Genomic DNA, 23,817 nt, shown 5'->3' on the forward strand with positions numbered 1-23,817 from the left:
CCGCATGAGCCGACCCGCCGAAGTGTCCGACGTCTCCGACGTCCTCGCCATCGATTCCCTGCTCAGCTCCGAGGAGCTGGCCGTCCGGGAGAAGGTCCGCGACTTCACCCGGCAGCGGATCCGGCCCGGGATTGCCGAGTGGTTCGACGAGGGCGTGTTCCCGCTGGACCTGGCCCCGGAGCTCGGCGAGCTGGGCGTGTTGGGCATGCAGCTGGAGGGCTACGGCTGCCCGGGCCGTTCCGCCGTCGAGTACGGCCTGGCCGCGATGGAGCTGGAGGCAGGGGACTCCGGCATCCGCACGTTCGTCTCGGTTCAGGGTTCGCTGGCCATGACCGCCATCCACCTGTGGGGCTCCGAGGACCAGAAGCAGCAGTGGCTGCCGCGCATGGCCGCGGGCGAGGCGATCGGCTGCTTCGCCCTGACCGAACCCACCGCCGGCTCAGATCCCGCCGCCATGCAAACCTTCGCCCGCCGGGACGGCAGCGGCGAGGACGCCGGCTGGATCCTGGACGGCGCCAAGCGCTGGATCGGTCTGGCTTCCGTGGCGGACATCATGGTGGTCTGGGCCATGACCGACGACGGCGTGCGCGGCTTCCTTGTTCCGGCCGGCACCGCCGGGGTCACGGCCGCGCCGATCCGGCAGAAGCTCTCGATGCGCGCCTCGATCCAGTGCGACATCACCTTCGACGGCGTCCGGCTGGGACCCGAGGCGCTGCTCCCATCCGCTCGCGGACTGCGCGGCCCGTTCAGCTGCCTGAACGAAGCCCGCTACGGGATCGCCTGGGGTGCCATGGGCGCGGCCCGGGATTCCTACGAGGCGGCGCTCCGCTACGCGCAGGAGCGCCTGCAGTTCGGCAAACCGCTGGCCGGCTACCAGCTGACGCAGGAGAAGCTGGTGAACATGCTGCTGGAAATCCAGAAGGGGACGCTGCTGGCCCTGCAGCTGGGCAGGCTCAAGGACGCCGGCCAGCTGCGGCCCGAGCAGATTTCCCTCGGCAAGCTCAACAACGTCCGGGAAGCCATTGCGATCGCCCGGGAGGCCAGGACCATCCTGGGCGGCAACGGCATCACCCTGGACTACTCACCGCTGCGGCACGCGGCCAACCTCGAATCGGTGCGCACCTACGAGGGCACCGACGAGGTGCACACCCTGGTGCTGGGCCAGCACATCACCGGTCTCCCGGCGTTCCGCTAGCGGTTCGGGGCCCGGGCTAAGGGGCGTCAGGCGGAGAAGCCGCCGTCGGCCTTGACCAGCTGGCCGGAGATCCAGCGGCCCTCGGGCGAGAGCAGGAACGCCACCGTCCCGGCAACGTCCGCGGGGGTGCCGAGCCGTCCGCCGGGCTGCCGCCCGGCCAGCTCCTGGCGCAGCTGCGCATCCATCCAGCCGGTGTCCACGGGGCCGGGGTTGAGCGCGTTGGCGCTGATTCCCTGCGGTCCCAGCTCCCGCGCCGCGGCTATCACGATCCGGTCCAGGGCGCCCTTGGACGCCCCGTAGGACAGGTTGAAGGCGGTGTGGTCGCTGGTGAGCGCCACGATTGCGCCGCCTTCGACCGGCGCCTGCCTGGCAAACGCCGCGATCAGCTGCCAGCTGGCGCGGGTGTTGACGGCGAAGTGCCGTTCAAAGCTCGCCAGGGACGTGTCCAGGATGCCTGAGTCCACGGATTCCGCGTGGCTGAGCACCAGTCCGTGCAGGGTGCCGCCCTCCTCCGCGACCGTGGCCATCAGCACGTCGACGGCCTGCGGATCCTCGAAGTCGGCGGGTACCGCCACCACCGCCGCCCCGGTGGCCTGCAGTTCGGCGGTGAGGCGTTCGACGTCGTCCGGCTGGACGCCCCAGGGCATCCGGGCGTCGTAGTCCTGCCAGTAGGTGAGCACCAGGTCCCAGCCGTCGGCGGCCAGCCGCCGCGCGATGCCGGCCCCGAGGCCCGCGAGCCGCCCGACGCCGGTCACCATTGCCGTCCTGCGCTGAACCGGGGCGGGGTCGGGGGCAGCGGGAGTCGAGGTCATGCGCCTCAGCCTAGCGCGGCCCGCGCGGCAGCCGGTGCGCGGACCGGCGTTGGCGCGGTGTGCACGTCGAAGGTGTGGGCCAGCGACCCGCGGCGCAAGGCCAGCCGCCAGCACAACAGCAGGGCGACGGCGCAGAAGACCCCGGCGCTTGAGGCCATGATCCAGAGCCCCGGCGTCTGGACGTCGAGGTTCTGCGCGCCGAACGCCGTGCCGATCGTCTTCGGCGAGAAGAAGAACACCAGGACGGAGACGCCCAGCACCGCACCCATCAGCCCGCGCGTCCCACGGTAGAGGTCGGGGGTTTCGCGCAGGGTCCAGGCGAAGGCCGGCAGGACGACGGCGACCCACACCCAGTGGTGGGACCAGGAGACGGGGCTGATCAAGAGCATGGTGAGGGCCGTCGTTGAGATGGCGACCACCCGGGCTCCCTGTTCGCTCGCGGACTTGATGATGCCGGCCGCCAGCGCCACCACGAGCAGGCTCAGTACCAGCCAGGGCACGGTCACGGCGTTCTCGGGAACTCCGAAGTGCAACAGCGCGCCCTTGAGCGAGAGGTTGTCCACGTAGCCCGCGCCGCCGATCCGCGAGGTGTCCGGCAGGATCCGGAACCAGAACTCCACGGACTCGGCCGGGCGCAGCAGCGCTCCGAGCAGCACGGTGGTGAGGAATCCCGCGCCCATGTTCAGCAGGCCGCGCCAGTCCTTGCGAACCAGGAAATAGAGCCCGAAGACGAGCGGCGTCAGCTTGATGCCCGCTGCGACCCCCACCAGGAACCCGCTGCCAGGGACAACGTGCGCCCGGCGGGGGTTCCGCGCCAGCAGGTCCGCCGCCATCATGCCCATCAGCAGGATGTTGATTTGTCCGAAGGCCAGTGTCTCGCGCCAGGGGCCGAGATTGATCACGGCCAGGACCAGCACGGCTGCGGCCCAGTGGTTGCTCAGGGACCGGAAAACGGCCCGCCAGTCGGCTTTTGCTGTCCAGTAGCGGACCGCCCGGACCGCGACCCAGAGGGCGGTGATCACGCCGGCGGTGTTGAACAGGTTCAGTGCGATCTTTTCGGGCAGCAGGGCCAGCAGGCTGAAGAGGAGGGCGGCGAAAGGCGGGTAGGTAAATGGCAGGCCCGGTCCTCCGGCCCAGTCGACATTGCCCCGATAGAGCTCCGACGCCGTCGGGCCCGCGTCGTTGAGGATCTTCCCGCCGTACCAGTAGACGCTGAAGTCCAGGCCCTGCTCACCCCAGCCGGACAGCCAATGCCACACCGCCAGGGCGACGGCGGCCAGACCCAGCGGAAGCAGGGCGCCAGCGATGGCAACGCCGAGGCGTCGGCGGCCCGGAACCCTCGTCGGGGCGTCCGCGAGTGCGGACGACGGGGCGTGCGGGTAGTCGGCGTCGAGCAGTGGCATGTGTGGATCCCCCAATAGATGCTGCAGCGGGACGACGGCGCAGCGCGCCGGCGGCGTCTGTGCCCGTCCCCGCCGTTCATCCTACCGAGTGCTCAGGCCGGCACCGCGACCTTGGCGTCGCGCCCGGCGTCCTTGCGGATCGTGGCGCTGATGACCGCCGCGATGGTGCACATTGCGGCCGCGGCAAACCAGGCGTAGGTGTACTGCCCGGTGGCGTCCCGGACGGCCCCGGCGGCCAGCGCGGCCGCTGCGGCGCCGAGCTGGTGGGCGGCGAACACCCAGCCGAAGACAACGCCCCCGTCGGCGCCGAACACCTGACGGCAGATCGCCGCGGTGGGCGGGACGGTGGCCACCCAGTCGAGGCCGTAGATGACAACGAAGACGATCATGCTGGGCTGGACCTCGGCACCGAGGAGGAGCGGGAGCACCAGCAGCCCGATGCCGCGGAACTGGTAGTACACGGCGAGCAGCACCCGCGGGTTGAAGCGGTCCGTGAACCAGCCGGACGCGATGGTGCCGACGATGTCGAAGATCCCGACGACGGCCAGCAGCCCCGCCGCGGTGGTCTCCGGCATGCCGTGGTCGTGCGCGGAGGGGATGAAGTGGGTGCCGATGAGCCCGTTAGTGGTGGCGCCGCAGATGGCGAAGCCGGCCACGAGGGCCCAGAAGGTGCGGATCCTGCTGGCCCGGCGAAGCACCCGGAGGGCCCGGACGGCGGCGTTGACGCGCGGGACGGGTGCCGGGCCGGCCTCGAACGCCTCCGGGGTCTCGGCCCCGTAGGGCAGGACGCCGGCGTCGGCCGGGGAATTCTTCAGGAACTTCAGCACCAGCGGGACCACGGCCAGGGCCCCGGCAGCGATCAGCAGGGAGGCCTGCCGCCAGCCGGGGTGCTGGGCCAGGGCCGCGATGAAGGGCAGGAAGACCAGCTGCCCGGCCGCGCTTCCGGCAGTGAGGATGCCGGTCACCAGGCCCCGCCTCGTGGCGAACCAGGTGTTGGCTATGGTGGCCGCGAAGACCAGCGCCATGGAGCCGGTGCCGAGCCCGATCAGCAGCCCCCACGTGAGGAGGATCTGCCAGGACTGGTTCACCAGGACGGTGAGGGCACTGCCGGCGCCGATCAGCGCCAGGGCGACGGCGGTGACGGCCCGGATGCCGAAGCGCTCCATCAGGGCCGCAGCGAAGGGTGCGGTGAGGCCGAACAGGACCAGGTTAATGCTGACCGCGGCGGAGAGGACCGTGGTGGACCAGCCGAATTCCTGCTGCAGCGGGACCATCAGCACGCCGGGAGCGGCCCTGAATCCTGCCGCGCCCACCAGGGCCAGGAACGCGACGGCCGCCACCGTCCACGCGGGGTGGATCCGGTGCCGGCGGCCCGACGGGGGCCGGGTCGACGCGGCGACGTCCGCAGAACCGGCGGGCCGGGCGCTCATGCCGCGGCTCCGTTCCGCGGAGCGGGGGCTGTGGCCAGCGGGACGGGCCGGTCTGTCCGGGTGAGGCTATGCCAGCTGGTGTTGCCGGCGCTCAGCCGCTCGCCGCAGCCGGTGCAGGTGTCGGCGGAGCTGGTCCGCTGCCCGCAGCCGGTGTGGACCACGAACATGTGGGCCTCCGGGGTGGGGGCGGGCAGGTGCTTTTCGGCCCAGATGACGACGGCGTTGAGCACCGGCAGCGCGTCCTGGCCCTTGGCGGTGAGCACGTATTCCTCTCGGCTCCGGCCGCCGTCGTCGTAGGGGCGGCGGGTGAGCAGTCCGGCCTCGACGAGCGCCGCGAGCCGCCGGGTCAGCACCGAGTCCGAGGCGCCCAGCCGGTCCTTGATCGCATCGAACCGGCCGTTGCCGAAGAAGATCTCGCGGAGGACGAGGATGCCCCAGGGGTCGCCGAGGATGTCCAGGCCACGGGCCATGCTGCAGGTGCGCTCGGACCAGTCGGATCTCAGTGCCATACCGGCAGGCTAGCTGACTTCTTTCAAGAAAGCCAGATTTTTCCGGGATCAGTCCCGGGAGCGGAGGGCGGTGCGGGACGGCCGGTACGCCAGGGCCCAGTAGGCCAGCATCGCGATCCCGCACAGCACGCCCAGGCTGGCGAGGGTCAGCTGCCACTGGGTGTGCGGTCCCTTGCCCCACTCGTGCGCCCCGGCCAGGACCGCCAGGTACTTGGGCGTCAGGTAGAACGCCGCGGCGGTGGCGACAAGGATGACCCACCCGGCGATCCTCATGCGGCCGTTCCGGGAGGGCACCCGGTGGATGGCGAAGCCCAGGCAGGGCAGCGCGACGGCCATCCAGACCCAGTGGTGGGACCAGGAGACGGGGCTGACCAGCAGCATCAGCACGGCGGTGGCGGAGACGGCCACGAAGTTCTCGTCGGCGGCCAGCGCCCAGTGGATGACCAGCGCGGCCACGGCGGCCAGCGCCAGCGACAGCACCAGCCAGAGCAGGGTGGTGGAGGTGGCATCCGGCAGGCCCAGGTGCAGCAGCAGGCCCTTGACCGAGAGGTTGTCCACGTAGCCCGGGCCGCCGATCCTGCCGGTGTCCGGGAGGATTTTGGTCCAGAAGGTGACCGAGGCGGCCGGCAGCAGCGCCCAGGCCAGGGCGATCGAGCCGAAGAAGCCGGCGGCCATCCAGGCCAGTGCCTTGAAGTCGCGGCGGACCAGGAAGTACAGCCCGAACGCCAGCGGGGTCAGCTTGATGCCGGCGGCGACGCCGATCAGCAGCCCCGCGGGCCAGCGCAGCTCCCCCGCGCGGGACTTTCCGTAGAGGGCGAAGTCGGCCAGGATCAGGCCCATCAGGATGATGTTGATCTGGCCGAAGTCGAAGGTGTCCCGCCAGGGTCCCAGCAGCAGCATCGCGGCGGTGCCGGCCAGGGTCACGGAGCGGAACCGCCAGTCGGCGGCCGCGTCCCGCCACCGGCCCAGTCCGAAGTAGTGCCGGGTAAGCCAGGCGGAGACCACGAGGGCGCCCAGCAGCGCCGTCGCCGTGAAGACCGTGCTGCCGCCGGCGGACCCCAGCAGGGCCATCGCGGCGAAGACCAAGGCCGCGAACGGCGGGTAGGTGAACGGCAGCCCTTCCCGGGGTGCGTAGAGTTCGTTCACCCCGGTCTCGCCGGTCTGCAGCACGCGGTTGCCGCCGTAGAAGTAGACCTCGAAGTCGTTCATGAGCGGCTCGTAGGCCGTGTAGAGGACCACCAGGGCAACGACGACGGCGGCCGCACCGGCCGCCGTCGCGAGCCAGCCGCGCAGCGGGGTGCGGGCCGGCGTGGAGAGAACGGACACCGGCGCTAGCTGCCCGGCTGGAGCCGGGAGAAGGCCTGCTCGAGGTCCGCGATCAGGTCCTCCACGTCCTCGATGCCGCAGGAGAGCCGGAGCAGGTTCTCCGGGACGGCCAGCTCGGTGCCCTTGACGGAGGCGTGCGTCATCTCCGAGGGGTAGTTCATCAGCGACTCGATGCCGCCGAGGGATTCGGCCAGCGTGAACACGGAGGTGGATTCCGCCACCGTGCGGGCAGCCTGCTCGCCGCCCTTGAACTGCACGGAGACCATGCCGCCGAACTTCTTCATCTGCTTCTTCGCCAGTTCGTGGCCGGGGTGCGAGGGAAGGCCCGGGTAGAGCACGGCTTCCACCTCGGGGCGCTGCAGCAGCCATTCGGCTACGGCCTGGGCGTTGTCGCTGTGCCGGTCCATCCGCACGCCGAGGGTCTTCAGCCCGCGGGTGGTCAGGAAGGCGTCCATCGGCCCGGACACGGCGCCGACGGCGAACTGCACGAAGCCGATCTTCTCGGCCAGCTCCGGGTCGTTGACCACGATCGCGCCGCCGACGACGTCGGAGTGGCCGCCGATGTACTTGGTGGTGGAGTGGACGACCACGTCGGCGCCCAGCGCCAGCGGGTTCTGCAGGTACGGGGACGCGAAGGTGTTGTCCACAACCAGGAGGGCCCCGGCGTCGTGCGCCACCGTGGCGAGCGCGGCGATGTCGGTGATCTTCATCATCGGGTTGGACGGGGTCTCCACCCAGACCAGCCGGGTCTGGTTGGCGGCGACCGCGGCGGCGACGGCGTCCAGGTCGGACATGTCCACCGGGGTGTTGCCGATCCCCCACTCGCCAAGGACGCGGCTGATCAGGCGGTAGGTTCCGCCGTAGGCGTCGTTGCCGAGGACGATGTGGTCCCCGGGCCGGGTCAGGGCGCGGATCATCGAGTCCTCGGCGGCCAGGCCGGAGCCGAAGGAGTAAGCGTGCGATCCGCCCTCAAGCGCGGCGAGCTGCTCCTGCAGCGCGTCGCGGGTGGGGTTGCCGCCGCGGCCGTACTCGTAGCCGGAGCGGAGTCCGCCGATGCCGTCCTGGGCATAGGTGGAGGAGAAGTGCAGCGGCGGGACCACGGCACCGGTGCGCGGCTCGAAGGCCTGGCCGGCGTGGACGGCGCGGGTGTTGAAGCCTGCGGGGGTGCTGTCAGACGAGGACATGGGACTCCTTGGAGGTGTCAGTTGCTGAGGTAGGCGAGGAGGTCGTGGCGGGTGAGGATGCCCACCGGCGCGCCGACGAAGGTCACCATCAGGGTGTCCGCGTCGGAGAGGAGTTCGCGGGCGGTCGAGATCGATTCGAGCGAACCGATCACGGGCAGGCGGGGCTCCATGTGTTCGGAGATCTTGTCCGTGAGGGCGGCCTCGCCGCGGAACAGCTTGGCGGTCAGCGTGCGTTCGTCGACGGAGCCGAGGACCTCGCCCATCACCACGGGCGGTTCCTGCGAGAGGACCGGGATGTGCGAGACGCCGTACTCGTTCATGATGTTGATGACGTCGCGGACGGACTCGTTCGGGTGGATGTGCACCAGGTCGGGCAGTTCCCCGGTTTTGGCCTTGAGCACCTCTTCCACGGAGGCCTCGTCGCCGCTGGCGAGGAAGCCGTAGGAGCGCATCCACTGGTCATTGAAGATCTTGGCCAGGTAGCCGCGGCCGGAGTCGGGCAGGATAACCACCACGACGGCGTCGGCCGGCAGGTCCTTGGCGGCCCGCAGCGCGGCGACCACGGCCATGCCGGAGGAACCGCCCACCAGGAGGCCCTCCTCGCGGGCCAGGCGGCGGGTCATGGCGAAGGAGTCGGCGTCGGTGACGGCGAGGACCTCGTCCGGGACGCCCTTGTCGTAGTTGCCGGGCCACATGTCCTCGCCGACGCCCTCGACGAAGTAGGGACGGCCGGTGCCGCCGGAGTAGACCGAGCCGGCGGGGTCGGCGCCGATGATCTTGACGACGCCGCCCTCGGACTCGGGCCGGTCCGCGGAGACTTCCTTGAGGTAGCGGCCGGTGCCGGTGATGGTTCCGCCGGTGCCCGCGCCGATCACGCAGTGGGTGACCCGGCCATCGGTGTCCCGCCAGATTTCCGGGCCGGTGGTCTCGTAGTGGCTGCCGGGGGCTGCGGGGTTGGAGAACTGGTCAGGCTTGTACGCGCCGGGGATTTCCCGGACCAGCCGGTCCGAGACGCCGTAGTAGCTGTGCGGGCTGTCCGGGGCGACGGCGGTGGGGGTGACAACCACCTCAGCGCCGTAGGCCTGCAGCACGGAGCGCTTGTCCTCGCCCACCTTGTCCGGGACCACGAAGATGCAGCGGTAGCCCTTCTGCTGGGCCACCAGGGCCAGGCCGACGCCGGTGTTGCCGGAGGTCGGTTCCACGATGGTGCCGCCGGGCTTGAGCTTGCCGCTGCGCTCGGCCTCGTCGATCATCTTCGCCGCGATCCGGTCCTTGATGGACCCGCCGGGGTTGAGGTATTCCACTTTCACCAGCACTGTCGCCGCGATGCCTTCGGTGACGTGGTTGAGCTTGACGAGGGGCGTGTTGCCGATGAGGTCCAGGACGGACGGCGCGTACTTCATGACTACCAAGTTACCGTCTTCGCGCCGCCGGGCCGCTCCCGTGCCGTGCGGGGCCCGCGCGGGTGCGAGGATTAGCCGGTGAAGCGAAATTCCTGGCTGCCTGCGCTGCGCAGCTACGCGGTTCCCGGCGGCATGCTGCTGGCCGGCATCCTGGCGCTGGCAGTGGGCCTGCTGCCGCTGCCGGCGTTCGGCGAACTGGCCGACCGCACGGTTCCCGTGCTGGCGTTCGTGGTGGCCATGTCCCTGGTGACCGAACTGGTGGACGACGCCGGCCTGTTCCGGGCTGTGACGGACCGGTTGGCGGCGTGGGGCCGGGGCCGGGTCCTGCTGCTGTGGCTGCTGGTGATCGGCTTGTCCACGGTCTCCACCATCTTCCTGTCACTGGATACGACGGCGGTGCTGGTCACGCCCGTCGTCGTCCTGCTGGCGGTGCACGCGCGCATCCCTCCCCTGCCGTTCGCCCTGACCACCATCTGGCTGGCCAATACGGCCTCGCTGTTGCTGCCGGTCTCGAACCTGACCAACCTGCTGGCCCAGTCGCGGCTGGGCCTGAGCCCCGCCGGCTTCGCGGGCCTGGTCTGGGCTCCCTCGCTGGTGGGCATCCTGCTGCCGCTGGTGCTGCTGTGGCTGGCGTTCCGCAAGGACCTGCGCGGCGGATACGGCCGCCAGGCCCCGCACGGGGTCCGGGACAAGGTACTGCTCTACGCGTCATCGGGCGTCATGATTCTCCTGCTGCCGGCCCTGGTCTCCGGCCTGCCGGTCTACATCCCGGCCGGCATCGCGGCCGCGGTGCTGCTGGTGCTGTTCCTCTGGCGCCGCCGGTCCTCGCTGCGCTGGTCCATGGTGCCGTGGCGCCCGCTGGTGCTCACGGTGGGACTCTTCATGGTGGTGGAGACCCTGCACTCCAACGGCCTGACCCGTGCCCTGGCGGGAATCGCCGGGTCCGGGGACAGCCTGCCCGCGCTGCTGCAGCTGGCGGGCCTCGGCGCGGGGGCGGCCAACGTCGTCAACAATCTCCCCGCCTACCTGGCCCTCGAGCCCGTGGGCGGATCGCCCGTGCGGCTGGCGGCCCTGCTGATCGGCGTGAACCTGGGTCCGCTGGTGACCCCGTGGGCCTCCCTGGCCACCCTGCTCTGGCACGAGCGGCTGCGGGCCTTGAATGTGGAGATCCGTTGGGGCGGCTTCGCCCTGGCCGGCCTCGCGGCCATCGTCCTCACGCTGCCGCTGGCGGTCGTGGCGCTGTGGCTGACCAGCGGGATGCACTGACCCTGTCCTGGCACTGAACGCTGCCCTAACCGCCGGCGGCATCCTCGGCGGGAACGGCGTTCTGCCACAGCCCCACCACGTTGCCCTCGGTGTCCGTGAAGTAGGCGTTCCAGCCGGAGCCCGGCACCTCCATCTTGCCGCGCAGGACGGCGCCGCCGCGGGCGGCGATGTCCCGAAGGGCGGCGTCGATGTCCTCGACGTCGATGGTGACCACGGGCGCGCGCAGCTCGCCGCGGCGGAAGATGCCACCATTGATGGACCCCGCCACCGCTGGCCGGCCGTGCTCATCCATCGGAGTGGTCAGCGCCAGGCTGTATTCCATTTCCGGCATCACCTGGAAGGTCCAGCCGAACACCGCCTTGTAGAAACCGCGTGCCCGGTCCTCGTCGTCCGCGGGAAGTTCAAAGTGCACCACGCCGCCGCCCATGATCCGCTCCTGTCCGTCCGGGGTCCGCGCCTTCGGCCCGGACCCGCTTCTCCTGGGGGGATTGTAGGACCGGAGTCGGGCCGCCGGTCAGGGCCGTTCGACTCGGCGTCGGAGCTCCGTGGGAACATGGAAGCATGACCACCGCAGAACTGTCCGCCGGCGCGTCCGCGTCCGCGGATGCCTCGCTGCGCTGGCGTCCGGGCGGCCCGTTCGACCTGTTGCAGACCATCAGCCCGCTGCGCCGCGGCCACGGCGACCCGGCCGTCAAGGTCGCCGCCGACGGCGTGTGGCTGGCCTTCACCACCGCGGCCGGTCCGGCCAGCCTGCGCCTGGTAGCCCAAGGACCGGCGTCGGATCCTTTAGTCGATGCCCGGGCCTGGGGTCCCGGCGCGGAGGAAGCCGTTGCGGCCGTTCCCCGGCTGCTGGGCGGCGACGACGACTGGACGGACTTTGACGAGCCGTCCTTCCACGCCACGCTCCCCCGCATGGTCCGGGACGCCCGCCACCGGAACCCTGCCGTCCGGCTGCCCGCCACCGGTCGCATGGTCGACGCCCTGGTCCCGACCATCATGGAACAAAAGGTCACCGTGATCGAGGCCCGCCGCGGCTACCGCTACCTGGTCTACCGCTTCGGGACGCCGGCACCGGGTGCGGGCACCGTGGCCCCGGATACCCTGATGGTCCAGCCCACGCCCCGGCAGTGGCTCGCCATTCCCTCGTGGGAGTGGCACAAGGCGGGCGTCGGACCGCAGCGCTCGGACACGGCCATGCGCGTCCTCCGCTCCGCCGCGGCGCTCGAACGGCTGGCCGGGCTGCCCTCGGCGGAGGCTGCCACCAAACTGCAGACCCTCCCGGGGGTCGGGATCTGGACAGCGGCCGAGGTAGTGCAGCGCACCCACGGCTGTCCCGATTCGATCGCGGTGGGCGACTACCACCTCGCCGCCTACGTGGGCGCGGCCCTGACCGGCCGGCGCACCGACGACGCCGGGATGATCCGGCTGCTGGCGCCCTGGGCCGGGCACCGCCAGCGGGTGGTCCGGATGATCGGGCTCAGCGGGTTCCGGAAACCCGTCTTCGGCGCACGGATGACCATCCAGGACCACCGCCACCACTAGGACCCGCCGGCCGGGGACCCGGGTCAGAGGCCCAGGCGCGCCACGGCCTCCAGCCGCATGTCGACCTTCCGGATCTTGCCGGACACGGTCATCGGGAAACTGTCGCGGACCTCCACGTACCGGGGAATCTTGTAGTGCGCCAGCTTGCCGCGGCAGAAGCCTGCCAGGGACTCGGCGTCCATCGGGCCGGCCTCCGGCTTGAGGATCACGCACGCCATCAGTTCCTCCCCATAGGTGGCATCGGGAACGCCGATCACTTGCACGTCCTGGATGTCCGGGTGGGTGTAGAGGAACTCCTCGATCTCGCGCGGGTAGATGTTCTCGCCGCCCCGGATCACCATGTCCTTGATCCGGCCCTCCACCACGATGTAGCCGTCCTTGTCCATCCGGGCGAGGTCGCCGGTGTGCATCCAGCCTTCGGGGTCGATCGCCTCGGCGGTCTTCTCCGGCTGGTCCCAGTACCCCTGCATCACCGAGTAGCCGCGCGTGCACAGTTCGCCGATCTCGCCGCGCTGCAGCACCTCGCCGCTGACGGGATCGATGATGCGGCTCTCCAGCTGCGGCATGGTCCGGCCTACGGTCTGGGTCCGCTGCTCCATGGTGTCCACGCTGCGGGTCATGGTGGACACCGGCGAGGTCTCCGTCATGCCATAGCAGATGGCCACATCGCGCATATTCATCTCCGCGATCACCCGATTCATCACCTCGATAGGGCACAGGGAACCGGCCATCACCCCGGTGCGCAGGGTGGAGAGGTCGTAGGACGCGAAGTCCGGCAGCGCCAGCTCCGCGATGAACATCGTGGGGACGCCGTAGAGCGAGGTGCCGCCGAAGTCCTGGACGGCTTCCAGCGCGGCGGCCGGCGAGAAGCCGCGGCCGGGGATGATGGTGGCCGCGCCGTGGCTGAGCGCCGCAAGGTTGCCGATCACCATGCCGAAGCAGTGGTAGAAGGGCACCGGCAGGACCACCCTGTCGTGTTCGGTGTAGTCCAGCAGCTCACCGATCGAGTAGCCGTTGTTGAGCAGGTTGTGGTGGGTCAGCGTCGCGCCCTTGGGGAAGCCCGTGGTGCCGGAGGTGTACTGCAGGTTGATGGCGTCGTGCGGATCCAGACCCGCCATCCGGTCCTTGAGCGCGGCATAGGGGACGTCGTCGGCGCGGCGGAGCAGCTCCGCGTAGCCCTGCTCGGCGTCGTTCTCCGGCTCCGCCCCGGTGAGTCCGGGCTGGCCCGCGGGCAGGAACACGAGTTCCTTCAGTTCCGGGCATTCCGCCAAGGCCTGCCGGGCCATGGCGGTGTAGTCGCTGTTCTTGTCCGACGGCGCCGTGACCAGCATCCTCATCCCGTTTTGCTTCACGACGAACTCGAGTTCGTGGCTGCGGTAGGCCGGGTTGACGTTGACCAGGATGGCGCCGATCTTGGCGGTGGCGTATTGCAGCAGGGTCCACTCGGCGCAGTTCGGGCTCCAGATTCCCACCCGCTCCCCCTTGGCGACGCCGACGGCGAGCAGCGCGCGGGCCAGCCGGTCGACGTCGTCGTTCATTTTGGCGTAGCTCCAGCGCCGGGCTTCACCGCCCGGGACGGCGGCGGCCTCGATAAGGGCGTCGTGGTACGGGAACCGGGCGGCGATCCGCTCAAAGTTCGCGCCAATGGTTTCCTCGATCAGCGGGACGTCAGTGTCCCCGGCGGTATACGCAAGCATGATGTGACGCTACCAACACGCCGTCGGCAAGAGAAGAGGAAAGCGTGGATGTCCTAGGAAATTTTTAAGTCACCCGCGTCGTAGCGTCGGGACGCCAGCTAGGCTGGAGGACATGAGCGAACCCATTGATCTGCGAGCCACTTTCATCCCCAACGACGGCGAATTCTTCCGCGTGAAGCTTGCCCTCGAGATTGCGATCGACGAGGTGGTCAATGAACCCGGCTGCCTGCGCTACGAACTGACCGAGGCCACGGAAGAGCGCCTGGTCCTGACCGAGCAGTGGGCCAGCCAGGAGGACCTGGACCGGCACGCGAAGGGCAGCGCCCTCCAGGACCTGAACGAGTCCCTGAGCGCCCTGCTGGCCGAGCCAGTGAAGGTGGAGCGGGTCTAGCCGTTCGCCGGGGTAGCCCACCGCCTATAACGACACAACGCGGGGCCGCTCCAGGCTCGCCGTCCTTGGAAGGATGGAGCTGGGGCGGCCCCGCGTTGGTTGTGACGCCGGCCGTGGGGTCTAGGCGTCGGGGATCTGCGTGCCGTCCTGCTTGGTGGCGGCTTCGGCCTGCGAGCGGGCGACGTGGGCGTGGACTTCCTCCATGTCGAGCGCCTTGACGGCGTCCACCACCTGTTCCAGCTGCTGGGCGTTCAGGGCGCCCGGCTGCGAGAAGACCAGAACCTTCTCGCGGAACGCCATCAGGGTGGGGATCGAGGTGATGCCGGCCTCGGCGGCCAGCTGCTGCTCGGCCTCGGTGTCCACCTTGGAGAACACCACGTCGGGGTGCTTCTCCGAAACGGCGGCGTAGGTGGGGCCGAACTGCTTGCACGGGCCGCACCATTCGGCCCAGAAATCTACCAGGACAATATCGTTGTCCTCGACGGTCGCTGCGAACTGTTCACCTGTAATGTCTACGGTTGCCATTTCTCAACGGTACGCGAGACGGGCCGGAAAGTCGCCGGTGTTTCGCTCGTGGCTCATCCGGCCGTCGCCCCGCACGCGTGCCCGGACGGGTCCCCCGGCGGGCGCGGAGGTGAGTACGTCCGGTCAGCCCCAGAGGTGCGGCGCCGGGCGGCGGGCACCCGGGAGGGCGTTGGTTTCGCGCCAGGAGTGCAGCCATTCGGGCAGTTCGAGGCCGGCGGGCGGCTCGCCGAATTCGCGCAGGATGTCCTCCTGGCTGACCGGCTTGCCCTTGCTGACCAATCGGGTGGCGATGTGCGCACGGGCGTAGATCTCGCCGTCTGCCACCATCCGCTGCTCGAAGTAGATGGCCTTCGAATCCAGGCCGATCACCTTGGTTTCGATCGTGTACTGCTGCCAGAGCTGCAGGGAGCGGCGGAACGCGATGGTTTCGCCAGCCACCACGGGGGTCCAGCCGCGCCGCCGCATGGCCTTCCAGGTCCCGCTGCGTGCCATCAGGTCGAACCGCCCAAGGTCCATGAGCGAGAAGTACATGCCGTTGTTGACATGCATCGCGATGTCGATGTCCGTGGGCAGGACCCGGAGCGGCAGGCTTGCGGCATCCCAGATGCCCAGTTTCGGGCGCCGGGACGCGTTCATCAGGAGGAAGAGGGTGCGGAGCAGCAGGTGCATGGCAGCCATGTTACCCGCGGGTAACTAAGGTGCCAATGATGACGCCGCGCGGCGGATCGGCGTTCGGAAGTCCGCCGCTGCCTTCCGCGCGGACGCTCAGTAGAGCAGCCGCTGGAACAGCAGGTGGTCCTGCCAGCGCCCGGCGATGTTCAGGTACTGCGGGGCGAGGCCGATCTCGTCGAAGCCGGTGCGCCGCAGCACCTTCTGCGAGGCGTCGTTGTGGAGCAGGTTGGCCGCCTGGATCCGGTGCAGTCCCAGGGTGGTGGATGAGGCTTCGAGGACGTGGGCAACGGCAGCCGAACAGATCCCGCGGCCGTTGAAGTCCTGGTCCACCCAGTAGCCCAGGTTGGCGCTGAGGAACGGGCCCCGCACGATGCCGCTCAGGGTCATGCCGCCGATCACCCGGCGTCCGGAGAGCAGGATCCAGGGCACGCCGGTTCCCGCCTCGAACATCCCCAGCTTCCCCCGGGTGTTGACGAGCTGGCCGGCTGGGGTCAGGAACTCTTCGCCGCGGACCGGCTCCCAGGGCGCGAGGTGCGCGCTGTTGCGGCGGTAGGCATCGGCGAGCTCACCGGCGTCTTCCTCCCGAACGATGCGCATGACGACGCCGTCCGGCAGGTCGGCGGCCAGCAAGGAATCGGGAGGGGGCATTTCCCTATCCTTCCACCGCATCTGCTCCGGGTGCGGCCAGGGCAAGGATCATGCGCTCCATCCGTGCGACCCCGGCGAAGCGGCCGGCGTTGTCCGTGACGAGGAGGGCCTCGTAGCGCTGCTCCCGGGGCCGGGTCATGGACCGGGCCAGGGCCTGGTCCAGCGGGGTGTCGAGATTGACTCGAATCCCCTGGCTGACCACGCCCATCGCTGCCGCCCCCGGACTCAGGAGTGCGACCGGCCGGAGGTGCTCCCCGAGCAGGACCACATCCTCCAGAGCCGGGTTGGCTCCGAAGGCCTCGGCCGCGGCGGCGATGGTTGGGACGGCGGGAGCCGCCTCCACGATGTCCCGGATGACGGTCTTGTCCGCCACCGTGCGGGAGCTGGCCAGCCGGTGCGCGACGTCAAGCTCGATTCCTGCCCAGGGCGGGCCGGGCCGGGCGAGGTAGTAGCCCTGGACCAGGGGGACGCCGAGTGCCACCAGGGCGTCGAGTTCCTCGGACCGCTCCACGCCTTCGGCCAGGATCCAGGCGTCCACGCGGCTCGCGAAGGCCCCCATCATCTCGATCAGGGCCCGCTTCGCCTCGTCCCGGTCGACGTCCTGGATCAGCTCCCTGTCGATCTTGATCATCGAGGGCCGCAGCGCGAGCAGGTGGCGCAGGCCCGCGTACCCGGCACCGGCGTCGTCGACGGCGATCAGCGCGCCGGCCGAGCGCAGCTGGTTCAGGTCCGGCTCGAGGCCGACATAGGAATCGATCGGAGTCTGCTCGGTGAGCTCCACAATCAGGCCGCCCAGCTGCCCCTCGTCCCGCCAGACGGAACGGACGCACTCGGAGGTCAGCAGCTCCGGGGAGATATTGACCGTCAGGAAACAGTTGGGAGGCAGGGCCGCCCTCGCCCGCAGGGCTGTGCGCAGTGCGGCGGCCTCCAGTTCGGCGGCCTTGCCGTGGGTCCGCGCCGCGGCAAACCAGACCTCAGGGTTTTTCTCTGTGTAGCCGGGGAAACGCGCGAGCGCCTCGTACCCGACGACGCTCCCGCGGGAGGTGTCCACGATCGGCTGATACGCCGTCGCAAGGCCCTCGCCGCGGCAGGCGGCGGCGAGCAGGGCGTCCCAGTCCGGCGGCGTTAAAGTGCCGGTTTCCGGGCCCGACCTGCCCGCCCCGTGACTCAACTGACCGGGCGGATGGACTTCTGCACCGACGAGACCAGCTCGTGCGGCAGTTCGGTCAGGCCATGGACGGACGCGGCGTGCGCACCGACCTGGACCAGGATTTCATCTTCAGTGCTGCAGACCCAGCGTGCTTCACAGCCCGGGACCACGTCACCACATGCAAACGACTTCACTTCAGCTCCTATGCTTCAACACGAATAACGGCACAACCCTACTTCCCGGTAGGGGTCCGCCAACCGATTGCACGGAAGATGACTTTTTCGGCGTGCCGCGGGGTGCCGTGGCACGCCGGATTGGGGGGATGTCCGGGAGCCGCCCCGGGGTGGATTCGTCGGAGGTTCGCGTCCGCGGCGGGAGTTAGGCCGGGGTGGGTTCGACGGCGTTTGCGACGGCAGGCTCGTGATCGAAGGCCGAGGGCCGCTCGAGCCCGTTTAGCCACGCCTCGGCGTCGTCGATGTCGGTGAAGTACCGCTGGGGGCAGTCATTGCCGCGGCGCATCCACGCCGCCACCACGCGGTCCACATTGGTGGCTCCCACGAGGGCGACGGCGCACACGAAGCGGCTCTCCAGATAGTGGTTCCTCGCGCCGGCGCTGACATCGACGTCGCTGATGTCGATCAGCAGGGGCAGCATCCGCCCGGCGCTGACCTTGCCGACCGCCAGCACGGATTCCATGGCGTCAACGGCTTCAACGGAGGAACCCTTTGCCCAGCTCAGACGCAGAATGCCGCTCCGGTCGAGGGTGAGCGTACCCTTTCCCGCCGCCAGGCTGATGTCCATGTCGAATCCTTTCCAGCGCCAGAATAACCCCGGTGCGCCGGATCGGTGCGGTGGCCCGCGGTCCGCGCGCGGATGTGACGCCGGGCAAAAGAAAAGCCTCCGGAACCGTGATGGTTCCGGAGGCTTTTCCGAGGGTGGCAGATGAGGGATTCGAACCCCCGTAGGCGTTGCCAGCTGATTTACAGTCAGCCCCCTTTGGCCGCTCGGGTAATCTGCCGAACTTCAAAAGAAGATCACTCGCGCCACCGTCCTGGTTCGTCCTGTTTCCAGTTCGTTCCGTGTCCGGCAACCGCGGGCAAGACAACTTTACAGAACTTCCGCCGAAGAATCGAATCGGCCCCGCAGCTCCCCGTGAAGGCCACTCAAGGGCCCGAACGACGGCGGCAGTACGCGGCGGATGCGGGCCGCGGCTAAGTGGGTTGCGGTCAGGATTCGCCGAGGATGCGTCCGGCCAGCCTGGCCTCGAAGCGGGCCGCCTGCTCGGACGTGACCTGGTTCAGTTGGACGGCCCGGGCGAGGTCGGCGTGGACGCCGTCGAGCCGGGCGATCGTCCCGGCGGCGGGGCTCAGGACCACCGAGGCGGCCAGGGCGGCCGCGGCCATGGAGGTGGCCGCCGTCGTCAGTGAACCGGCGGCCGCAGCGGTGGTGGCGGTGACGTATTGGATGGCTTTGCGGCTCATGGGCCCTGCCTTTCGTGAAACTCTGTCAACGCCTTCAACCCTGCCTGGCCAACCTTCGTTCCCACCCGCGTTTCGCTTTGAGCCGACTGTGAACGCACCCGCTCCGTCCGGGCCATCCGTATTAGGCTGGATGGCAGGAAGTACCGCCCTTTCCGAGGGCCGGCACAGCGAAACATCACCGACAAATAGCAGGAGGACAGTCATGGCAGGCGAATCCACATTCGACGTCGTCAGCAAGGTCGACAAGCAGGAAGTTGCCAACGCGCTGAACCAGGCCCAGAAGGAACTGGCCCAGCGGTACGACTTCAAGGGCGTCGGCGCCGAGGTCGACTTCAGCGGCGAGAAGATCCTGATGAAGGCCAACTCCGAGGAGCGCGTTCTGGCCGTCCTCGACGTCCTGCAGTCCAAGCTCATCCGCCGCGGCATCTCGTTGAAGTCCCTGGACACCGGCGAGCCCTACCCCTCCGGCAAGGAGTTCCGCCTGGAGGCGAGCATCAAGGAAGGCATCGCGCAGGATCTGGCGAAGAAGATCAACAAACTGATCCGCGACGAGGCGCCCAAGTCCGTGAAGTCCCAGATCCAGGGCGACGAGCTCCGCGTGACCTCGAAGTCCCGCGACGACCTGCAGGAGACAATGGCCCTGCTGAAGAACTTCGACGAGGCCGACCTGCAGTTCGTGAACTTCCGCAGCTAAGCTCCCTCAATTTCGACGCGCAAAAGACCTGTCGCTCCCGGTATTCCGGCAGCGGCAGGTCTTTTCCGTGTCGCGGGGCGGGGGCCCTAGCCCAGCCGCTGGCCCGCCATCCGCTCCAGCCGGTCGATCCGGTCGGCCATGGGCGGGTGGGTGGAGAACATCCGGGCCATGCCCCCGCCGCGGAACGGGTTGGCGATCATCAGGTGCGAGGCGTTGACCAGCCGCTGGTCCTGCGGCAACGGCGCCAGCTGCACCCCCTGTTCGATCTTGCGCAGCGCCGAGGCCAGCGCCAGCGGATCCCCGGTCAGCGCCGAGCCGTCCTCGTCGGCGTCGTACTCGCGGGTGCGGGAGATTGCCATCTGGATGAGGGACGCGGCGAAGGGCGCCAGGATGGACATGGCCAGCAGGGCTAGCGGGTTGGCGTTCCGGCGGTCCCCGCCGCCGAAGAAGAGCAGCAACTGCCCCACCGAGGTGATCACGCCCGCGACGGCGGCCGCGACCGAGGAGGTGAGGATGTCCCGGTTGTAGACGTGCATCAGCTCGTGCCCCAGGACGCCGCGGAGCTCCCGCAGGTCCAGCAGCTGCAGGATGCCCTGCGTGCAGCAGACGGCCGCGTGCTGCGGATCGCGGCCCGTGGCGAACGCGTTGGGCGCCATGGTCGGGGAAATGTAGATCCTTGGCATCGGCTGGTTGGCCCGGGCCGAGAGCTCCCGGACGATCTGGTACAGCTGGGGCGCCTCGGCCTCCGTGACCGGGAGGGCCTGCATGGCCCGGATGGCGAGCTTGTCGCTGTTCCAGTAGCCGTAGAAGGTGGTGCCGACGCCGATCAGGGCCATGATCCACAGCGGGGCCGAGCTGCGGGTCCCGGACGCGATCAGGGCACCCAGTGCCAGCAGCACCGCCCACAGGGCACCGAACAGGGCGGCCGTCTTCAGGCCGTTGTGATGGTTGTGCACAGATCCTCCCAAGCCGAACCGGAACCGTCCCCCGGCGCGGAAACGCCGGGCCAATCCCACTCTGAAAACGAACCGCTACGGCACCGGGTTCCGGGCATCATAGCGCAGGAAACCGGACTGCCACCGGGCCACCAGCCAGGCCGCGACGGCGCACAGGACGCCCCCGGCCAGCAGCACCCAGCCCTCGCTCAATACCTTGGTCGCGCCGCCGGCCAGCAGGTCCCCCACGCGAGGGCCGCCGGCGACGACCACAACGAATACGCCCTGCAGCCTGCCGCGGAGATGATCGGGCGCTGCGGACTGCAGGATGGTGGTGCGGAAGACGGCGCTGACCGAGTCGGCGATGCCGGCGAGCGCGCAGCAGAGCGCGGCGGGAATCAGCCAGGCCGTCACCCCGGCACCTCCGGAGCGGCCGGCCAGGACGACGACGAGCCCCAGCCCGGCGACCGAGGCGCCCCACCCCATCACGGACCAGACCACGGCGGTCCCCTGGGCGCGGACGCCGCCCAGCGGACCGGAGAATAGCCCGGCCAGGAAGGCGCCGACGGCGGTGGCGGCCAGCAGGATGCCGACCGTGGCCTCACCGCCGCCGATCATCAGGGCGCCGATGGCCGGCAGCAGGGCCCGCGGCTGGGCGAGGATCATGGCGATCAGGTCGATCACGAAGGTCATCCGCAGGTTGGGTCGGGTGCCGAGGAAGCGGAAGCCTTCCACCACAGAGCGCAGCCCGGCCCGGTGCGTCACCCGGTCCGGCGGCATGGCCGGCAGCTTGACCAGGGCCCAGACCACGAAGGCGAAGCTGGCCACGTCGATGGTGTAGGTCCAGGCGAAGCCGATGGTGGCCACCAGGACGCCGGCCAGCAGCGGCCCGGCGGTCATGGACAGGCCCATGCTCATCATGGACAGGGCGTTCGCGGCAGGCAGCAGTTCCTTGCGGACCAATACCGGGATGATGGCGCTGCGGGCCGGCTGGTTAATGGCCTGGGCGCCGCTTTGGACCGCCACCAGGGCGTAGAGCAGCCAGACGTTGCCCACCTGCAGCCAGGCCTGAAGCGCCAGGCAGCCGGTGGTCAGCCAGAGGACGGAGGAGGCCAGCAGGGCCACCCGGCGCCGGTCGTGGGCGTCGGCGATCGATCCGCCCAGCAGCCCGCCGAGAATCAGGGGGACCAGGGCGAAGATGCTCAGCAGGCCCACGTAGAAGCTGTCCTGGGTGAGGCGGTACACCTCCAGGCTCACGGCCACCAGGGTGAGCTGGCTGCCGACGGCGGAAGCCGCGGTTCCCAGCCACAGGCGGCGGAACGCCGGGCTCTCGCGTAGCGGCGTGATGTCAGCCAGGAATTTCCCCACCCGGCAACTCTAATGGGACGGCAAGGCTAACTAAGTCCAGCCTTATTGCGACTTGCTCAAAATAGATGCTTGAATGGGTCCATGAACGCTAACCCGGGCAGCAGCGACGCATGGGCCGACGCCCTGCGCGCCCACGGCCGCCGGGTGACCAAGCAGCGGCTGGCCGTGCTCGACGCCGTCGAACGCCACCCGCACTCGCCGGCCGAGCGCGTCCTGGCCGCCGCCCGGGAGGAACTCCCGGAGCTCACCGCGCAGTCGGTGTACGTGGTCCTTGGCGACCTCACCGAGCTGCAGATGCTGCGCCGCTTCGAACCCCCGCACTCCCCCGCCCTGTACGAGACCCGGGTGGGCGACAACCACCACCACGCCGTCTGTATCGGGTGCGGGCGCGTGGAGGACGTGGAGTGCGCCGTCGGCCACGCCCCCTGCCTGACCCCGCACTGGGGCTCCGGGACCGCACCGATGACCATCCAGATCGCCGACGTCCTGTACCAGGGCATCTGCGAAGAGTGCCAGCGCACCCAAAAACTGCCCGCCCACAGCAACTAGGTTCACAACAACAATTGAGGAGAACGATGACTCAGAACATTTCTGCGCCCGTGTCCACGACCCAGTCCGGCGCGCCGGTCACGTCGGACGCCCACTCGCAGTCCGTCGGTGCCGACGGCGCCATCATCCTGACCGATCACTACCTGATCGAAAAGCTCGCCCAGTTCAACCGCGAGCGGGTTCCGGAGCGCGTCGTGCACGCCAAGGGCGGCGGTGCCTTCGGTACGTTCAAGACCACCGAGGATGTCTCGAAGTACACCAAGGCAGCCCTCTTCCAGCCGGGCACCGAGACGGACATGCTGATCCGCTTCTCCTCCGTCGCGGGCGAGGCCGGCTCGGCCGACACCCTGCGCGACCCGCGCGGCTTCGCGATCAAGTTCTACACCTCCGAGGGCAACTACGACCTCGTGGGCAACAACACCCCGGTGTTCTTCATCCGCGACGGCATCAAGTTCCCGGACTTCATCCACTCCCAGAAGCGCCTACCGGGCTCGCACCTGCGCGACGCCGACATGCAGTGGGACTTTTGGACCCTCTCCCCCGAGTCCGCCCACCAGGTCACCTGGCTGATGGGTGACCGCGGCCTGCCCGCCACCTGGCGCGAAATGCAGGGCTACGGCTCGCACACCTACCAGTGGATCAACGCCGAGGGCGAGCGCTTCTGGGTCAAGTACCACTTCAAGTCCAACCAGGGCGTCAAGTCCTTGACCAACGACGAGGCGGCGGAACTGGCCGGCAACGACGCGGACTTCTACATCCGCGACCTGCGCGAAAACATCGACGCCGGGAACTTCCCCGCCTGGGACCTGCACGTCCAGGTCATGCCCTACGAGGACGCGAAGACCTACCGCTTCAACCCGTTCGACCTGACCAAGGTGTGGCCGCACGGCGACTACCCGCTGATCAAGGTCGGCACCATGGAGCTGACGAAGAACCCGGAGAACTACTTCGCGCAGATCGAGCAGGCCACCTTCGCGCCGTCGAACTTCGTGCCGGGCATCGCCGCCTCCCCGGACAAGATGCTGCAGGCCCGCATCTTCTCCTACGCGGACGCGCACCGCTACCGCGTGGGCACCAACCACGCCCAGCTGCCGGTCAACGCCCCGAAGAACGAGGTGCACAACTACAGCCAGGACGGCGCGGCCCGCTACCACTTCAACGCGCCCACCGTTCCGGTCTACGCACCGAACTCCCTGGGCGGCCCCGCCGCCGTCGAGTCGCAGAACCCGGCCGGCGGCTGGGAGAACGACGGCGCACTCACCCTCTCCGCGCACTCCCTGCACGCCGAGGATGACGACTTCGGCCAGGCCGGCACGATGTACCGCGAGGTCTACGACGACGGCGCCAAAGCCCGGTTCCTGGAGACCATCACCACCGCCGTGGGCGGTGTGAAGAACGCCGACATCAAGGAACGCGCCATCCAGTACTGGACCAACGTCGACGCCGAGCTCGGCGCCAAGCTGCGCTCCAACCTCGGTGCCGCCAACCCGTCCGACGCCGAGGCCGCCAACAAGATGGCCTAAACGTCCGTACGGACACACAGCACTACACGACAGCGCCCCGCCGCGGATCTTCCGCGGCGGGGCGCTGTCGTTTGTCGGGGGTGCCGGACGTGTCAGGCGGGGCAGGCTTAGGCG

25 protein-coding genes and 1 tRNA gene are annotated in these 23,817 nt (G+C 69.4%); 7 read left to right on the top strand and 19 right to left on the bottom strand.

Annotation, left to right across the window (positions count from 1 at the left end):
* Nucleotides 1–4 precede the first annotated feature (4 nt).
* Complete coding sequence (locus tag AB0305_RS05495; protein WP_364133490.1) at nucleotides 5–1,195, top strand: acyl-CoA dehydrogenase family protein; 1,191 nt, start codon at nucleotides 5–7, stop codon at nucleotides 1,193–1,195.
* 26 nt (nucleotides 1,196–1,221) lie between these two features.
* Here the strand turns inward: AB0305_RS05495 and AB0305_RS05500 are convergent, their stop codons facing one another.
* From AB0305_RS05500 to AB0305_RS05530, 7 genes are all read right to left on the bottom strand, one after another.
* Complete coding sequence (locus tag AB0305_RS05500) at nucleotides 1,222–2,007, bottom strand: SDR family oxidoreductase (RefSeq protein WP_364133493.1); 786 nt, start codon at nucleotides 2,005–2,007, stop codon at nucleotides 1,222–1,224.
* Between the two features lie 5 nt (nucleotides 2,008–2,012).
* Entirely contained in the window at nucleotides 2,013–3,410 is a 1,398-nt protein-coding gene (locus AB0305_RS05505; protein ID WP_364133496.1) for a glycosyltransferase 87 family protein, read from the bottom strand.
* Between the two features lie 92 nt (nucleotides 3,411–3,502).
* Nucleotides 3,503–4,840 (bottom strand): MFS transporter, encoded by a 1,338-nt coding sequence (locus AB0305_RS05510; RefSeq protein WP_364133499.1) that lies wholly within the window; start codon nucleotides 4,838–4,840, stop codon nucleotides 3,503–3,505.
* Complete coding sequence (locus AB0305_RS05515) at nucleotides 4,837–5,349, bottom strand: helix-turn-helix domain-containing protein (protein ID WP_364133501.1); 513 nt, start codon at nucleotides 5,347–5,349, stop codon at nucleotides 4,837–4,839. Before AB0305_RS05515 ends, AB0305_RS05510 begins: the two co-directional genes overlap by 4 nt.
* 48 nt (nucleotides 5,350–5,397) lie before the next feature.
* Complete coding sequence (locus AB0305_RS05520) at nucleotides 5,398–6,675, bottom strand: glycosyltransferase 87 family protein (protein WP_364133504.1); 1,278 nt, start codon at nucleotides 6,673–6,675, stop codon at nucleotides 5,398–5,400.
* Nucleotides 6,676–6,680: 5 nt separating this feature from the next.
* Nucleotides 6,681–7,859: a cystathionine gamma-synthase gene (locus AB0305_RS05525; RefSeq protein WP_290256001.1), complete on the bottom strand. Its 1,179-nt coding sequence runs from the start codon at nucleotides 7,857–7,859 to the stop codon at nucleotides 6,681–6,683.
* A gap of 17 nt (nucleotides 7,860–7,876) precedes the next feature.
* Entirely contained in the window at nucleotides 7,877–9,262 is a 1,386-nt protein-coding gene (locus AB0305_RS05530) for a cystathionine beta-synthase (protein ID WP_364133507.1), read from the bottom strand.
* A 78-nt stretch (nucleotides 9,263–9,340) separates the two neighbouring features.
* Between AB0305_RS05530 and AB0305_RS05535 the strand changes: the two genes are divergently transcribed.
* The gene (locus AB0305_RS05535) at nucleotides 9,341–10,528 is read left to right on the top strand and encodes an SLC13 family permease (RefSeq protein WP_364133510.1); all 1,188 of its coding nucleotides are present in this window, start codon (nucleotides 9,341–9,343) and stop codon (nucleotides 10,526–10,528) included.
* A 25-nt stretch (nucleotides 10,529–10,553) separates the two neighbouring features.
* Here the strand turns inward: AB0305_RS05535 and AB0305_RS05540 are convergent, their stop codons facing one another.
* A complete protein-coding gene (locus AB0305_RS05540; protein WP_364133513.1) occupies nucleotides 10,554–10,955 on the bottom strand; it encodes a VOC family protein in 402 nt (133 codons plus the stop codon).
* Nucleotides 10,956–11,089: 134 nt separating this feature from the next.
* Between AB0305_RS05540 and AB0305_RS05545 the strand changes: the two genes are divergently transcribed.
* Nucleotides 11,090–12,070: a 3-methyladenine DNA glycosylase gene (locus AB0305_RS05545; RefSeq protein WP_364133516.1), complete on the top strand. Its 981-nt coding sequence runs from the start codon at nucleotides 11,090–11,092 to the stop codon at nucleotides 12,068–12,070.
* Nucleotides 12,071–12,093: 23 nt separating this feature from the next.
* Here the strand turns inward: AB0305_RS05545 and AB0305_RS05550 are convergent, their stop codons facing one another.
* On the bottom strand, nucleotides 12,094–13,767 hold the full coding sequence (locus tag AB0305_RS05550) for an AMP-binding protein (RefSeq protein WP_364133519.1): 1,674 nt from the start codon (nucleotides 13,765–13,767) through the stop codon (nucleotides 12,094–12,096).
* 112 nt (nucleotides 13,768–13,879) lie between these two features.
* Between AB0305_RS05550 and AB0305_RS05555 the strand changes: the two genes are divergently transcribed.
* A complete protein-coding gene (locus tag AB0305_RS05555; protein WP_290256007.1) occupies nucleotides 13,880–14,158 on the top strand; it encodes an antibiotic biosynthesis monooxygenase in 279 nt (92 codons plus the stop codon).
* A 120-nt stretch (nucleotides 14,159–14,278) separates the two neighbouring features.
* Here the strand turns inward: AB0305_RS05555 and trxA are convergent, their stop codons facing one another.
* From trxA to AB0305_RS05595, 8 genes are all read right to left on the bottom strand, one after another.
* The gene (gene trxA / locus AB0305_RS05560) at nucleotides 14,279–14,683 is read right to left on the bottom strand and encodes a thioredoxin (protein WP_290256008.1); all 405 of its coding nucleotides are present in this window, start codon (nucleotides 14,681–14,683) and stop codon (nucleotides 14,279–14,281) included.
* A gap of 123 nt (nucleotides 14,684–14,806) precedes the next feature.
* Nucleotides 14,807–15,352 (bottom strand): acyl-CoA thioesterase, encoded by a 546-nt coding sequence (locus tag AB0305_RS05565; protein ID WP_364133522.1) that lies wholly within the window; start codon nucleotides 15,350–15,352, stop codon nucleotides 14,807–14,809.
* Nucleotides 15,353–15,448: 96 nt separating this feature from the next.
* Nucleotides 15,449–16,003: a GNAT family N-acetyltransferase gene (locus AB0305_RS05570; protein WP_364133525.1), complete on the bottom strand. Its 555-nt coding sequence runs from the start codon at nucleotides 16,001–16,003 to the stop codon at nucleotides 15,449–15,451.
* Nucleotides 16,004–16,007: 4 nt separating this feature from the next.
* The gene (locus tag AB0305_RS05575; protein ID WP_364133528.1) at nucleotides 16,008–17,174 is read right to left on the bottom strand and encodes an EAL domain-containing protein; all 1,167 of its coding nucleotides are present in this window, start codon (nucleotides 17,172–17,174) and stop codon (nucleotides 16,008–16,010) included.
* Nucleotides 17,171–17,347, bottom strand: a complete 177-nt coding sequence (locus tag AB0305_RS05580) for a DUF1059 domain-containing protein (RefSeq protein ID WP_290256012.1) — start codon at nucleotides 17,345–17,347, stop codon at nucleotides 17,171–17,173. Before AB0305_RS05580 ends, AB0305_RS05575 begins: the two co-directional genes overlap by 4 nt.
* Before the next feature lie 184 nt (nucleotides 17,348–17,531).
* A complete protein-coding gene (locus AB0305_RS05585; protein WP_290256013.1) occupies nucleotides 17,532–17,954 on the bottom strand; it encodes an STAS/SEC14 domain-containing protein in 423 nt (140 codons plus the stop codon).
* A gap of 135 nt (nucleotides 17,955–18,089) precedes the next feature.
* Nucleotides 18,090–18,171 (bottom strand) — tRNA-Tyr (locus tag AB0305_RS05590).
* 208 nt (nucleotides 18,172–18,379) lie between these two features.
* Entirely contained in the window at nucleotides 18,380–18,634 is a 255-nt protein-coding gene (locus tag AB0305_RS05595; RefSeq protein ID WP_364133533.1) for a hypothetical protein, read from the bottom strand.
* A gap of 202 nt (nucleotides 18,635–18,836) precedes the next feature.
* On the opposite strand from AB0305_RS05595, the gene AB0305_RS05600 reads away from it, so the two are divergent.
* The gene (locus AB0305_RS05600) at nucleotides 18,837–19,328 is read left to right on the top strand and encodes a YajQ family cyclic di-GMP-binding protein (RefSeq protein WP_290256015.1); all 492 of its coding nucleotides are present in this window, start codon (nucleotides 18,837–18,839) and stop codon (nucleotides 19,326–19,328) included.
* Between the two features lie 86 nt (nucleotides 19,329–19,414).
* On the opposite strand, the gene htpX is transcribed toward AB0305_RS05600, so the two are convergent.
* Both htpX and AB0305_RS05610 read right to left on the bottom strand, forming a co-directional pair.
* Nucleotides 19,415–20,284 (bottom strand): zinc metalloprotease HtpX, encoded by an 870-nt coding sequence (htpX, locus tag AB0305_RS05605; protein WP_364133535.1) that lies wholly within the window; start codon nucleotides 20,282–20,284, stop codon nucleotides 19,415–19,417.
* 75 nt (nucleotides 20,285–20,359) lie between these two features.
* Complete coding sequence (locus tag AB0305_RS05610) at nucleotides 20,360–21,631, bottom strand: MFS transporter (protein WP_364133538.1); 1,272 nt, start codon at nucleotides 21,629–21,631, stop codon at nucleotides 20,360–20,362.
* Nucleotides 21,632–21,712: 81 nt separating this feature from the next.
* Between AB0305_RS05610 and AB0305_RS05615 the strand changes: the two genes are divergently transcribed.
* Together AB0305_RS05615 and AB0305_RS05620 are read left to right on the top strand one after the other, a co-directional pair.
* Nucleotides 21,713–22,180 carry a Fur family transcriptional regulator gene (locus AB0305_RS05615; protein WP_364133540.1) on the top strand — a complete coding sequence of 156 codons (468 nt, stop codon included), beginning with the start codon at nucleotides 21,713–21,715 and terminating at the stop codon, nucleotides 22,178–22,180.
* Nucleotides 22,181–22,206: 26 nt separating this feature from the next.
* A complete protein-coding gene (locus tag AB0305_RS05620; RefSeq protein WP_364133543.1) occupies nucleotides 22,207–23,703 on the top strand; it encodes a catalase in 1,497 nt (498 codons plus the stop codon).
* Nucleotides 23,704–23,817 lie beyond the last annotated feature (114 nt).

The organism is Arthrobacter sp. NPDC080086 (genome assembly GCF_040702285.1).

What these genes read in the sequence shown, in the direction of transcription:
- AB0305_RS05555 (WP_290256007.1), top strand. Translation starts at nt 13,880, where the DNA reads ATGAGCGAACCCATTGATCTGCGAGCCACTTTCATCCCCAACGACGGC.
- AB0305_RS05525 (WP_290256001.1), bottom strand. Translation starts at nt 7,859, where the DNA reads ATGTCCTCGTCTGACAGCACCCCCGCAGGCTTCAACACCCGCGCCGTC.
- AB0305_RS05600 (WP_290256015.1), top strand. Translation starts at nt 18,837, where the DNA reads ATGGCAGGCGAATCCACATTCGACGTCGTCAGCAAGGTCGACAAGCAG.
- AB0305_RS05595 (WP_364133533.1), bottom strand. Translation starts at nt 18,634, where the DNA reads ATGAGCCGCAAAGCCATCCAATACGTCACCGCCACCACCGCTGCGGCC.
- AB0305_RS05530 (WP_364133507.1), bottom strand. Translation starts at nt 9,262, where the DNA reads ATGAAGTACGCGCCGTCCGTCCTGGACCTCATCGGCAACACGCCCCTC.
- AB0305_RS05585 (WP_290256013.1), bottom strand. Translation starts at nt 17,954, where the DNA reads ATGGACATCAGCCTGGCGGCGGGAAAGGGTACGCTCACCCTCGACCGG.
- trxA (WP_290256008.1), bottom strand. Translation starts at nt 14,683, where the DNA reads ATGGCAACCGTAGACATTACAGGTGAACAGTTCGCAGCGACCGTCGAG.
- AB0305_RS05515 (WP_364133501.1), bottom strand. Translation starts at nt 5,349, where the DNA reads ATGGCACTGAGATCCGACTGGTCCGAGCGCACCTGCAGCATGGCCCGT.
- AB0305_RS05505 (WP_364133496.1), bottom strand. Translation starts at nt 3,410, where the DNA reads ATGCCACTGCTCGACGCCGACTACCCGCACGCCCCGTCGTCCGCACTC.
- AB0305_RS05510 (WP_364133499.1), bottom strand. Translation starts at nt 4,840, where the DNA reads ATGAGCGCCCGGCCCGCCGGTTCTGCGGACGTCGCCGCGTCGACCCGG.
- AB0305_RS05570 (WP_364133525.1), bottom strand. Translation starts at nt 16,003, where the DNA reads ATGCCCCCTCCCGATTCCTTGCTGGCCGCCGACCTGCCGGACGGCGTC.
- AB0305_RS05565 (WP_364133522.1), bottom strand. Translation starts at nt 15,352, where the DNA reads ATGCACCTGCTGCTCCGCACCCTCTTCCTCCTGATGAACGCGTCCCGG.
- AB0305_RS05615 (WP_364133540.1), top strand. Translation starts at nt 21,713, where the DNA reads ATGAACGCTAACCCGGGCAGCAGCGACGCATGGGCCGACGCCCTGCGC.
- AB0305_RS05550 (WP_364133519.1), bottom strand. Translation starts at nt 13,767, where the DNA reads ATGCTTGCGTATACCGCCGGGGACACTGACGTCCCGCTGATCGAGGAA.
- AB0305_RS05500 (WP_364133493.1), bottom strand. Translation starts at nt 2,007, where the DNA reads ATGACCTCGACTCCCGCTGCCCCCGACCCCGCCCCGGTTCAGCGCAGG.
- AB0305_RS05540 (WP_364133513.1), bottom strand. Translation starts at nt 10,955, where the DNA reads ATGGGCGGCGGCGTGGTGCACTTTGAACTTCCCGCGGACGACGAGGAC.
- AB0305_RS05620 (WP_364133543.1), top strand. Translation starts at nt 22,207, where the DNA reads ATGACTCAGAACATTTCTGCGCCCGTGTCCACGACCCAGTCCGGCGCG.
- AB0305_RS05545 (WP_364133516.1), top strand. Translation starts at nt 11,090, where the DNA reads ATGACCACCGCAGAACTGTCCGCCGGCGCGTCCGCGTCCGCGGATGCC.
- AB0305_RS05495 (WP_364133490.1), top strand. Translation starts at nt 5, where the DNA reads ATGAGCCGACCCGCCGAAGTGTCCGACGTCTCCGACGTCCTCGCCATC.